Consider the following 12,110-nt stretch of genomic DNA (forward strand, 5'->3'; position numbering starts at 1 on the left):
TTGACTCCACCCCGAAAGGCTTCGTCTGCGCTGTTGTTTCCAATCTTTCAAAGAACTTTGTAACCTCTTTCGTATTCCCCACTTTTTCAAGCGGGTTGCAAAAGTAATCACTTTATTTTTATACACCTAATTTAATTTGAAAAACTTCTAAATTTCTTTTCGTTATTTTTCGAAATTTCCGGTGATTTTATTTTTAAGAACTACCCCTTTTTTATTTGGGAGTGCGAAGGTAAGGGCGTTCGGTATAGCTTCCAAATTTTATTAAAACTAATTGCCGCTTTGTGCAAAATACTTTCATGAAAATGAATGAGCAGCCCCTCAGAAACTAGCCCTAGTAGTAATTAATGTAATTAAGTGCGCAAAATGTAATTGCCCTGAAACCTTTATGTGTAAAGACTTCAGGGCGATTACTGTATTTATCTGAGCTAAACTTTTTTTGTCAAACCAAAAGCTGCCAACACTTTCAAAAGGGAAAAGAATCTTTTATTTTTTTTAAGAAATAATTTTACACCGCCATCATCCACTGGTGATTATCCGGTGCTTCACCATATTTGATTGCATCCATTCTGGTCTTTATTTCCGGTGCTATTGTCCATTTGTCAACATCAAAGGTCATAATAAAATCTTTGTACTTTAATTCCTTAATTAAAGAGATGGTTGCAGCGGTTCCTGTACCAAAAATTTCGTTTAAAGTGCCGGCTTTATAAGCATCCATTATTTCTTCAATGCTGAGCTTTCTTTCTTCCACGATATATCCCATCTCTTTTAAAATTGCAATGGTACTATCCCTTGTAACGCCCGCCAGAATGGTACCATCTTCCAAGCCAGGTGTAATTACCTTATTGTCTATAATAAAAAAGGCGTTCATTGTGCCACACTCCTGCACATATTTATGTTCAAAAGCATCCATCCATAAAACCTGGTCGTAACCCTGTTTTTGTGCCACAGCAGCTGCATGCAGCGAACCTCCGTAATTACCTGCTGCTTTGGCATAACCGTATCCTCCCTGTACTGCACGCACATACTTTTCTTCTACGTAAATACGCATAGGGGCCGCGTAATAAGGACCTGTAGGGCTTAGAATGATCAGGAATTTATACTTATCACTTGGCCGTACACCGATGGCTTCGTCGCTGCTGAACATAAAAGGCCGGATATATAATGAGTGATTCGGCTTTGCAGGTATCCAGTCTTTCTCAATTTCAATCAGCTGGCGCATTCCTTCAATAAATATTTCTTCGGGCACAGCAGGCATTTCCATTCTTTCCGCAGAAATATTGAATCTTTTGAAATTGTCATACGGCCGGAAAATAGACGCATTACCATCTGCATCCTTGTACGCTTTTATACCTTCGAAAATGGCCTGACCATAGTGCAGTGCGGCTAAAGACGGTGCAAGGGAAAGTGGCTGATAAGGTTTAATGGACGGAGTTTGCCACTCGCCATTTTCATAATCCACTTCCAGCATGTGGTCTGTAAAATATTTACCAAAAGGCACGTTATCCAAACTTATTCCTTCCAGTTTACTCTGTTTTACTTTGGTGATATTAAAATCTTCCGCGGCTATCATATTCCTTAATTTTACAACAAAGTAACAAAAAAAATACAGAGTAAAGGTTCATGAACATAGATAATATTCAGTTAACGCCGTTTTTAATACAGGAGTTATTTAAAAATTCACTGGTTGAATCAGACAGTCCGGAACCAGTTAAAAAGCGAGATGCAGCGGCATCATTTGCTATATTGGGACATAACCGAAAAAAAATAATTATCCTGGTAGCCAATGATGAAACCCTGTATTTGCCAGATGAACAATTAAATTTTTTGCTGGGTATTTTATCGGCTTGCAGCTTAACCATGGAGGATGTAGCCATCATCAACACCCGGAAAAATAAAAACATTACCTATAAGGCAATTGAACAGGAATTAAAGGGAGAAAAGGTAATTTTATTTGGCGTAACGCCCGCACAAATCAACCTGCCTATTGAATTTCCGCAATACCAGGTACAGGCTTTTAACAGCCAGACCTATCTTACTGCCGCTATGCTTTCGGAAATACAGGAAAATAAAGCTGAAAAAGCTAAACTGTGGAATTGCCTGAAACAAATTTTTTCTATATAATTTTCTTATGGATCAATTGATTTTTGCTACCAACAACCAGCATAAAGTTGATGAAATAAAAGTTGTGCTTGGTGATCTGTTTGCTGTCAGCACATTAAAGGAAGCTGGCATTGACATCGATATTCCTGAACCGCATGACACGCTGGAAGCGAATGCAACTGAGAAATCAATGACTATTCATCAACTCACGGGTAAAAATTGTTTTAGTGAGGATACCGGTTTAGAAGTAACATCATTGAACGGAGAACCAGGCGTAAAAAGTGCACGATATGCCGGTGACGACAGATCGTTTGATGCCAATATTGATAAACTGCTTGAAAAGCTGTCTTCATTACACAATCGGGAAGCCAGGTTCAGAACTGTGATATCACTTATACTAAATGGTAAGGAAATACAATTTGAAGGAATTTGTGATGGTACAATTATTAAAGACAGGCGGGGCAGCCAGGGATTTGGATATGACCCTGTTTTTGTACCTGCCGGAAGTGAAAAGTCATTTGCTGAAATGTCTCTGGAAGAAAAAAGCCAGTTCAGTCACAGAAAAAAAGCAATGACCAAAATGATTGCATTTTTAAAAGAACAGAAATAATAGGGAATAACTAAAGCTTTGGGGATTGCAACGGAAAGCCCGGAACGAAGCGTAGTGGAACGGAGCGTGGCGAGGACCAGGAACTGAAAGCCCGGCCCGCAGCGGCGGGAAACGCCCAGGCTACAAACATTTTTATTATTTTTTTTAACTTTGCGATATCAATGGCAAGAATAAAGATTACCATTCCTTCACATAAAATTTTTACTGCGACAATCCCGGTACGGATCAGTGATATTAACTATGGTAATCATGTTGGCAACGATGCCTTTGTTTCTATCCTGCACGAAGCCCGGGTGCAATGGTTAAAAAGCCACTTCTTTACTGAGCTCAATGTCGCTGGAATCGGACTCATCATGAGTGATCTGGCGTTGGAATTTAAACAGGAATCTTTTTATGGCGATAGAATTGAAGTACAACTTAGCTGTAGCGAAATTTCAAGCGCTGGATTTGAATTGTATTACCAGCTTTTTACAAACCGACATGGTGAACAGCGTTTGCTGGCCAATGCTAAAACCGGCATGGTTTGCTATAACTATGCTTTAAAAAAGGTAAGTACTATCCCGCAGGTACTAAAGAATATTTTGGCAGCTCATTAAGCGTTGTTCCATATCTCCCAACTCGCTTCCGCCTGGAGTATAAGCATTTCATACCCATTCTGTATCTGTGCACGCCGCTCCTCTCCTTTTTGAAGAAATAATGTTTTGGCAGGTTTATACACCAAATCGTACAGGTAATGTTGCGGACTAATAAATTGATATGGAAGATTCGGATAGGTGTGATCGTTGGGCGACATGCCTGAAGGTGAGCAATTGACAATAACAGGGTAAGATCGCATTGTTTGTTCATCAATCATATCATAATTGATAAACCCTGCTCCCGTATTTTCGCTGCGGGTGACTAATAAAAATTGAATGCCCAATTTTTGCAACACATATTGTACTGCTTTTGATGAACCTCCGGTTCCCAACACGAGGGCCTTTGTATGATGCGGCTTTAATAACTTACAAAATGATCGTTCAAAGCCAACTACATCTGTATTAAATGCGGTTAACTGCTCTCCTTCAATCTTGATACAGTTTGCAGCGCCAATCGCTTTAACTTCTGGTGTTAAATGCGTAACAAATTGCAGCACCTGTTCTTTATAGGGAATGGTAACATTTAATCCTTTTAAATTGGGATGGTCTTTAACTAACGATGGAAATTGATCAATGGCCGAAATGGGAAAGGCATCATAAAAACAATCACTAATTCCTTCCCTGGCAAATTTTTCTGCAAAATATTGCTTTGAAAAGGAATGCCCTAGCGGATAACCAATCAACCCATACAACTTCATGTGGTGGTTATTTATTGAGATAGAGTTCGAACGTATCGCCACGCAATCCTATGCGCATGGCTTCCAAAGGAATGACTTCTGTTGGAGCAATATTACCCAAGTTAACGTTGCAGCCAATCAGCTCCAGGAAGTACAACTGTTGTGCCTTTTGGGGAGCCTCCCATAAAATTTTGTCTTCGGGTATCTGTGTTAAAATTTCCTGTACCAGGCCTTCTCTTACTTCACCACTTCCCCGATAAATACCAACATTGCCAGCTTCCCTTGCTTCAGCTATAACATAGGCAGAGCCTGCTTCCAGTTCGGCCCGCATTAACTCTATCCATTTATAGGGAGGAATGATATGAGCTGCATCTTTACTTCCCACTTCACTCAGCACAATAAAATTTTTGGCTAATTTTTCAATGTATCCGCATTTCTCTGTATGTGGTATAGTAACAGAACCGTCACTTACTTCAACATATTTAATTCCGAATTCATTGCAGACTTTTATATAATCATCAAACTGGTTGCGAATCAGGAAGGCTTCAAATAAAGTACCACCGAAATAAACGGGAATATCATAAGAGAGGTAAACTTCCAGTTTCTCTCTCAGTGTGGGCGTAACAAAGGCAGTTCCAAAACCAAGCTTCACAATATCAACGTGCGGATGGGAAACACTCATGAAATTTTTTGCCTCCTGTACACTTAGTCCCTTGTCCATTACCATTGTGATACCATGCGCACGTGGCTTTTTGTGGCGCTCGGGTATCTGAGAAAGATTGAAATTCATTCCACTATTTTTTTGATTGGCGCAAAGATAACCATTGACTACTAATAGTTAGTAATGCACCAGCAGAAAAACGGGATGTTTTAAATTGACTTGTTGCGCTTGAACCGGGCAATAACATCTACTACCAATTGATTTTGGAGAATGGAAGGATTTAATTCGATGATTTTTTTTACCAGCTTGGGGTTCTTTTCCATACCCAATTCCAGCTGAATGATAGCTTCCTTTGATTTACCCGCTGCTAAAAGAAAGGCACTTTTATAAAAAAGGAAAATTGGTTTTACATTGGTTAATTCGATGGCGTGCTCCACATACTCCAGGCCTTCATCTATGCATTTGGCATGATACAAACATTTTAACAGCTCCAGCCAACCGTTGCTGTTTTTTGGTTTGTTACGTACCACATTGCCAAAGTATTGCACTGCTTCTTCTATTTTACCCTGCTCCATAAAGCACTGCCCCATGGCTAAATTATATTCCGGCTGTAACCGGTGAATGCGCATTGCAATGTGAAGATTTTTTATCGCGCTGTCCCAAACGCCTTCGTTCATATACGTTACTGCAATTTTATAAAACAACTGGCTGTCATCCTGGTTTAAATGTGTAGCCTTGCGATAATTAAATCTTGCCTGTGCATAATTGTGCAATTTGTCGTAGCAATGGCCGATGGCTTCATAAATAACATCTTCCGGCCTCGCCAATTCCAATACTTTTTGCAACACTTCAATAGCATCCTTGTATTTTCTAAGTCTCAAGTAAGCATCGCCCATATTACGCCAGGCATAATCAAATTTTTCGTCTATTGCAACGGCGTATTGATAGGCATCAATTGCCTTTTCGTATAATTTAATTCCCTGGTAAGCTGCGGCCAGGTTAAACCAGGCTAATTCGCTGAAGGGGAAATCCTCAATAATTTTCTGGTGCAATCTTATCCCCTCCTCATTTCTGCCAGTGAAATCTGTCCAGAAACAAATCTTGTACAACGCTTCTTCGTTATTGGGATCCATTTCAAGTATCATTTTCAGGCAATCAAATACCTTATCAAAATTTTCGTAATCATCATATACGTCTGTCAATTCAAAAAGCAGTTCCAGTTTTTCCTCTCCCTCAAAATAATTGAGGGCATCTTCCAGCACCTCGGCGGCTTTTTCCTGCTCATCCAATGCCAGGTAAGCATCCGTTTTAAGAATGTAAAGATTAATATCGCTGCTGTCCAGGATTTCTGCCTGCTCTAAAAAATACAGCGATTCCTTGTACTTTTTTGCTGCAATTAAAAGGTCAGCCCTTTTTATAAGTAATGAAGAAGAGTATGGATATTGATTGATAGCGTAGTCGGTGACTTCCAATGCCTGAATCAGTTCGTCTTTGTCATCAAAATAGTCGATGATTTTTTCGAAGGCATCCTCCTCAATAAAAGAATGACTACGCCCTGTTTTAAGGTTGTCATACTGTTGCAGCAGTTCCTTCAACTCTTCCCTGTCTTGACGGTATGGATTTTTGCTCATGCGCTTGTAGGTTACTGTAAAATACATTAATTTGAATAAACCATCAAAAAAAAGTAACATTTCCTAAGCCTATGCGTTAAACTCATCATAAAGATTTGTATAAGTGGTACGCATTTTGACAGAACTTTAATATATCTTTGTTTAGTTAAAATTATTTTAAATGAAAACGTTCACCAAAAAGTTACTTACAATTGCTCTGCTGTTTGGCATTGCACAGGTTGCTATGGCTGACAGAGGCGTTGGGAAAAAGAAGAATAAAACTATTTTAAATATCTATACACCGTCTACTCTAAGAAATTCAATTGCATTTAATCTTAAATCGGGATTAAGTTACAAAGGAAGTTTGTTAACCAGTACGCAAACAGTTGGCAACAGCATTATGGCAAACTCATTAATTACTTATCAGAAAGGAAATATAACTTATGTTATTCCTTACAAACATAAAATTGTAATGCCGGAAATTACACAGGGCTATACAGGAATGAAATTGATCATTCACAGCCATTAACTGCTTTTAGCAAAAATATTTTGAAAGATCTTCCTTAACGAAGGTCTTTTTTAGTTACTGTCTTTTTTCCCAACCCGGCTTTCGTCGTAACTCATTACCCGGTAACCGGATTTTGGGATATCAAATTTGGAACCGGCAACTGCACCCGGATCAAAAGAAGCAAGTGTATATTTAAATTTCAGTTTGCCACTTTCAAATTCGTATTCTACAGGAAGCCCGGGAAGATTTTTAAATAACTGGTTGTAGTTTTTATCATTCACGTTTATATCCGGCGAATAAAAGACTGTCATTACGCTGCCATCCTTTAATTTGGCGGTTACCATTACGCAGTTATAGCCCGCGATTTTTTTGGTATCAGTAGTTGGAGTAAAAACTATCCCTTCGAATTTTTTATTGTGACTTGTCCAGTTATCTTTCGTTAATGTAATCATCAGCTTCTGACCGCTGTATTCTTTTAATATAACACCAGTCGAATTCTTTGCATCGTAAATAGTTGTTTCCTTTCCCAGTGGACTTGACATTTCTGTTTTGCTTAAATTTCCTTTTAAATACACAGTATTGGTAGCACCGCTTAAAGGGTCGGGCTGCGCAGCATTACTACCGGTTTGCGTAGCAATCGTATAAACCAGGGTTCCCTCTGAAATTATTTTTTGAGCATAGACATAACCATTGAGCGCTAACATTACAACCATTGCTACAGCTTTCATAACTTTCATTTTGTGTGGATAAAGATAGGGAAATACAATGCCAAAATAATCACAAACTCATACACGAAAAAGCCTGCAGTTACTGAAAACTGCAGGCTAATATTTTCTTTAAAGACGTTTACTTCTTTTGTGTTTTGGCTTTTACATCCTGTACCTTTTTATTGGCATCCTGCATTGCCTGAATTCTTTCCTGCAGCTTACTTTGCTTAACCGGCTTCTTTCTGTTTTCTTCAATCTGTGCCAGTATTTTATCATGATCAATAATGTATTTCTGAATCACAATCTGCAGGATCAAAGTAATAGTATTGGAAATAGTATAATACCATGTTAGGGCCGAAGGCAGTTTATTAAAAACGCCCAGCAGCAACACGGGGAAAATATAAGGCATGTATTTCATCACAGGATTGGAATTATCCTGCATGTTAGTCATGCTATATATCGAAATCAGTAAACTGGTTATTACCGCCGTTAATGTGAAAAGGCTCACATGATCGCCGTAGAAAGGAATATTAAAGGGGATGTTATAAATAGAATCGTATGCCGCCAAATCTTTTGCCCAAAGAAAATTTTGCCCCCGCAACGAAATGTTTGACTGGAAGAAATAATATAGCGACATAAAGATCGGAATCTGTAACACTGCTGGTAAACAACCGCCTAATGGACTTACCCCCGCCGATTTCCACAGCTTCATCTGATCCATACTAAAAGCCTGCTTATCTTCTCCATGCTTCTCTTTCAGCTTATCTATTTCCGGCTTTAGTGCTTTCATTTTTGCACCACTTACATAACTCTTATATAAAATGGGCGAAGTAAGTAAACGGATAAAAAGGGTCAGCAATAAAATTACGATTCCCATGCTGGCCACATTCTTTCTTAATATATCAAATACAGGTAATAAAACATGCCGGTTGATATATTTTACAAAAGCAAAAACACCACTTCCGTAAGGCACAATATTTTCCATTTTATTATTGTACGCTTTTAACACATGGTAATCACTCGGGCCGTAATATAATTGTAAGGGAACGGTTGCCTGGGAACCTGAACCGATATTTATATCACAGCTGGCCACTGTTTGCGCCAAAATATGCAGGGAAGTATCCGCCGGTACAGTCCATTTAATTTCGGCACTTTGAAATTTATTTTTGTTTACCAGGGCACTTACAAAAAACTGTTGCTTTACAGAAAGCCAGTCAACCGGCTTTTCAAATTTCTTGTCATCGCCGCTATTACCGAGCATAGTAAAATCATAACTGCCATCTGTTAGGTAACAAATATGGGTTTGTCCTTTTTCGTATACCTCGTCTTTTTCAATTTGATTGGTTTGCGTTTGCCATTGCAGGTTAATGGTATTTTTTGACACCAATTTTTCTGCACCGTTTAATACAATTGCAAAGTCGAGTAAATAATCATTAGCACGTAACGTATATTGATGGGTGATTTGTTTACCCGCCGAATCTTTGATACTGAATGTGATAGTCTGGCTTTTGTCGGCGTTTTCCGTTTTAGCACCGGTTACAAAAACCAAGTCGGCAGTGTGCCCGGTTACATTTTCACCAGTATTGATATCATAAGAAATCTTATTGAATTCGCCCTGTTGTATAATCACAGGTTTACCATCCAGTGTTTTATAATTCTTTAACTCAACTGTTTTAGGTTGTGCGCCCTTATTGGTAAAAGTAATTTTCATCACTTCATTTTCAAGCGTGGTTTCTGCAACCGCCCCATCCTGCTGTAAACTGCCGGCGGCTTTTTCCCTGCGGGTTGAATCAAATCTCAGTGAATCCAGCTTCATCTTTGCGATATCAACCTTAGGTTTTGTTTTAGCAATTGAATCTGCCAGCCGCTGTTGCTCTGCCTGGTAAGCAGCATTGCCTTTATTATTAAAATAAAACATGCCCATCAACAACATACCTATCAGCACAAAACCAATCACGGTATTTCTATCCATTCCCATAATATTAATTTAAGTGGGCAAAGGTAATTAAAGTTTATAGTTGCCCCGTATAAAAAATGCCCTGTAAAAGCAGGGCATTTTTTTAATATAAAATACATTCAAATCAACTTATTTTTTTGCAGCAGGTGCGGCTTTAGCAGCGGCAGCAGCAGGTGCAGCAGCCTTTGCAGGAGCGGCGCCCTTAGGAGCAGCAGCTTCTTCCTGTTTCAACTGACGCGTCATTGTGATAGAGGCAATTGGAATACGGGGTGAGTTCATAATCTCCATATTTTCAGCCTTTACATCCTGAACGCGGATATTTTCATTTAAAGCAAGATTGGTAATATCCAGCTCAATGTTTTCGCGTAAATATTTAGGCAACAATTTAACTTTCAAACTTTTCATCTTGATAACCAGCTTACCACCCGCTTTAACACCTGCAGGAGCCCCGGTGAATTTAAGCGGCAATGTAACAGTAACCTTTTTATCTTCCACCAATTCCAGGAAATCTACGTGAATTAACTGGTCACTTACCTTGTCAAATTGAAGATCTTTCAATACGCACCTGTAAGGTTTTCCGTCTATTGTAGCTTCCACTACATTAAAATCAGGCGTATAAACAATGTTTTTAAACGCCGTTGCAGGAGCAGCAAAATTAATCTCCTCAGCACCTCCGTAAATTACAGCTGGCACTTTTTCCTCAAGGCGAAGCTGGCGGGTGGCTTTTTTGCCAAATTCGGTCCTGATTTGTCCTTCGATTGTAATCGTTTTCATTTAATGATTTTTTTAATGAGGCGCAAAGGTAAGGAAATAATGAGTATTTCGATAGTTGAAAACGAATATTTGACATACCAGCATCTTTAAGCCATTTGAAACAACATTACCCATTATTACTAGATCTTTCTATTTGCCATACGGCTGCGTAAGAAAAGACTATTAATGCTCTTATTTTCCAATGCATTACGTATTGCAATTGCAAACAGTTCCGCTGTAGAAACTACCCTGATTTTTCCGCCAATATGTTTTACCGGAATGGTATCACAAACTACCAGTTCTTCCAGTGCACTGTTTTCAATATTTTCGTAGGCCTTCCCACTCAAAACGGGATGCGTACAAAATGCCCTTACACTGCGGGCACCCTTTTCTTTTAGCAGCCCAGCGCTTTTTGCCAGTGTGCCGCCTGTATCGCAAATATCATCCAGTAAAACAATGTCCCTGTCGGTAACATCTCCAATTACAACCATACTGGCAATTTCATTCGCCCTTTTTCTGTGCTTGTCGCAAATCACCATTTCTGCTTCAAAATAAGTAGCCACTTCCCTGATACGGTTTGCACTGCCTACATCCGGAGCGGCGAACGTGAGGTTTTCAAGATTTAGGCTTTCTATGTAAGGGATAAAAATGGCAGAAGAATCAAGGTGATCCACCGGAATATCAAAATAGCCTTGAATCTGAGGAGCATGCAAGTCCATCGTAACCACACGGTCGGCGCCGGCGGCGGTTAACATATTAGCTACCAGTTTTGACCCGATAGCCACCCTTGGCCTGTCTTTCCTGTCTTGCCTGGCATAGCCATAATATGGCATTACTGCAATTACCTTATATGCGGATGCCCTTTTTGCCGCGTCAATCATCAGCAGCAATTCCATCAGGTTATCTGTTGGTGAAAAAGTACTCTGGATTAAAAACACAAATTGTCCCCGGATACTTTCCTGGAATTCTACACCTATCTCACCATCACTAAAGCGTTGTATATTTACTTTACCTAATGGCTCGCCAAATTTGGTTGCAATGGCCTCGGCAAGATAGCGGGAACCTGTACCGGAAAAAAGTTTTGCGTTATACGACATAATGGAATGGTTGCTTGGACGATGAACGAAATATTAAGATGCTGCAAAACTATCGTATATAAGCTGATGTTTAAATTTCTATCATGGAAAATATCAACAAACCTTCCACGTCTATAAAAAACTGGGCGGTGGATGACCGGCCGAGAGAAAAATTGTCACTGAAGGGAGCTGCTGTTTTAAGCGATTCTGAGTTACTGGCCATTTTAATAGCCAACGGCAGCAAAGAAAAATCAGCTGTACAGCTTGCAAAAGAAGTGTTGCAATTAGGTGGGCACAACCTGAACGAATTGGGTAAACTTTCCTTAAAAGAATTACAAAAAATAAAAGGGATTGGAATTGCCAAAGCCATTACCATTGCGGCTGCGCTGGAAATCGGGCGCAGACGACATGCTTCAGCTTCGCTGGAAAAAACTGTGATCAAAACAAGCAGCGATATTGCACAATACCTTCGGGCAACCATTAAGGATTTTAGCTATGAAGTGTTTGCGGTGCTCTTTTTGAACAAGGCCAATAAAATAAATCATTTTGAAATTATAAGCCGCGGCGGGTTAACAGGCACGGTAGCCGATCCTAGAGTCATATTAAAAATAGCACTGGAGCAGGAAGCCACTTCCATCATACTTTGTCACAATCACCCTTCAGGTAATTTACGGCCGAGCAGGGCAGATGAAGAACTAACACAAAAAATTAAAACAGCTGCCCGATACCTCGATATTTTAATGATGGATCATTTGATAGTAAGCGAAGAAGGTTATTATAGTTTTGCCGATGGCGGATTGCTTTAATATCCAACAA

General features: G+C 39.4%; 13 protein-coding genes. 5 read left to right on the top strand and 8 right to left on the bottom strand.

Annotated elements, in window-relative coordinates:
• Window positions 1-505: 505 nt before the first annotated feature.
• Entirely contained in the window at window positions 506-1,570 is a 1,065-nt protein-coding gene (locus JWR61_RS23475) for a branched-chain amino acid aminotransferase (RefSeq protein WP_301930142.1), read from the bottom strand.
• A gap of 50 nt (window positions 1,571-1,620) precedes the next feature.
• On the opposite strand from JWR61_RS23475, the gene JWR61_RS23480 reads away from it, so the two are divergent.
• From JWR61_RS23480 to JWR61_RS23490, 3 genes are all read left to right on the top strand, one after another.
• Entirely contained in the window at window positions 1,621-2,121 is a 501-nt protein-coding gene (locus JWR61_RS23480) for a hypothetical protein (protein ID WP_301930143.1), read from the top strand.
• Window positions 2,122-2,128: 7 nt separating this feature from the next.
• The gene (rdgB, locus tag JWR61_RS23485; RefSeq protein WP_301930144.1) at window positions 2,129-2,710 is read left to right on the top strand and encodes an RdgB/HAM1 family non-canonical purine NTP pyrophosphatase; all 582 of its coding nucleotides are present in this window, start codon (window positions 2,129-2,131) and stop codon (window positions 2,708-2,710) included.
• 161 nt (window positions 2,711-2,871) lie between these two features.
• On the top strand, window positions 2,872-3,306 hold the full coding sequence (locus JWR61_RS23490; RefSeq protein WP_301930145.1) for a thioesterase family protein: 435 nt from the start codon (window positions 2,872-2,874) through the stop codon (window positions 3,304-3,306).
• Here JWR61_RS23490 and JWR61_RS23495 read toward each other — a convergent pair.
• From JWR61_RS23495 to JWR61_RS23505, 3 genes are all read right to left on the bottom strand, one after another.
• Window positions 3,303-4,043, bottom strand: a complete 741-nt coding sequence (locus tag JWR61_RS23495) for a shikimate dehydrogenase (RefSeq protein WP_301930146.1) — start codon at window positions 4,041-4,043, stop codon at window positions 3,303-3,305. The two genes, JWR61_RS23490 and JWR61_RS23495, sit on opposite strands and share 4 nt — an antisense overlap.
• A gap of 7 nt (window positions 4,044-4,050) precedes the next feature.
• Window positions 4,051-4,812, bottom strand: coding sequence for a phosphosulfolactate synthase (locus JWR61_RS23500; RefSeq protein WP_290340130.1), 762 nt, complete (start codon window positions 4,810-4,812; stop codon window positions 4,051-4,053).
• Window positions 4,813-4,892: 80 nt separating this feature from the next.
• Window positions 4,893-6,314 carry a tetratricopeptide repeat protein gene (locus JWR61_RS23505; RefSeq protein WP_301930147.1) on the bottom strand — a complete coding sequence of 474 codons (1,422 nt, stop codon included), beginning with the start codon at window positions 6,312-6,314 and terminating at the stop codon, window positions 4,893-4,895.
• Window positions 6,315-6,474: 160 nt separating this feature from the next.
• Here JWR61_RS23505 and JWR61_RS23510 point away from each other — a divergent pair, with 160 nt between their 5' ends.
• Window positions 6,475-6,822, top strand: coding sequence for a hypothetical protein (locus JWR61_RS23510; RefSeq protein WP_301930148.1), 348 nt, complete (start codon window positions 6,475-6,477; stop codon window positions 6,820-6,822).
• 50 nt (window positions 6,823-6,872) lie between these two features.
• Here the strand turns inward: JWR61_RS23510 and JWR61_RS23515 are convergent, their stop codons facing one another.
• The 4 genes from JWR61_RS23515 to JWR61_RS23530 form a co-directional block, all read right to left on the bottom strand.
• Window positions 6,873-7,529, bottom strand: coding sequence for a DUF4412 domain-containing protein (locus tag JWR61_RS23515; RefSeq protein WP_301930149.1), 657 nt, complete (start codon window positions 7,527-7,529; stop codon window positions 6,873-6,875).
• A gap of 118 nt (window positions 7,530-7,647) precedes the next feature.
• The gene (yidC, locus tag JWR61_RS23520) at window positions 7,648-9,480 is read right to left on the bottom strand and encodes a membrane protein insertase YidC (protein WP_301930150.1); all 1,833 of its coding nucleotides are present in this window, start codon (window positions 9,478-9,480) and stop codon (window positions 7,648-7,650) included.
• A 114-nt stretch (window positions 9,481-9,594) separates the two neighbouring features.
• Window positions 9,595-10,239: a 50S ribosomal protein L25 gene (locus JWR61_RS23525; protein ID WP_290340137.1), complete on the bottom strand. Its 645-nt coding sequence runs from the start codon at window positions 10,237-10,239 to the stop codon at window positions 9,595-9,597.
• A gap of 119 nt (window positions 10,240-10,358) precedes the next feature.
• On the bottom strand, window positions 10,359-11,315 hold the full coding sequence (locus JWR61_RS23530; RefSeq protein WP_301930151.1) for a ribose-phosphate pyrophosphokinase: 957 nt from the start codon (window positions 11,313-11,315) through the stop codon (window positions 10,359-10,361).
• Between the two features lie 83 nt (window positions 11,316-11,398).
• Here JWR61_RS23530 and radC point away from each other — a divergent pair, with 83 nt between their 5' ends.
• Window positions 11,399-12,100 carry a DNA repair protein RadC gene (gene radC / locus JWR61_RS23535; protein ID WP_301930152.1) on the top strand — a complete coding sequence of 234 codons (702 nt, stop codon included), beginning with the start codon at window positions 11,399-11,401 and terminating at the stop codon, window positions 12,098-12,100.
• Window positions 12,101-12,110 lie beyond the last annotated feature (10 nt).

This window comes from Ferruginibacter sp., from assembly GCF_028288465.1.
GTDB lineage: Bacteria > Bacteroidota > Bacteroidia > Chitinophagales > Chitinophagaceae > Ferruginibacter.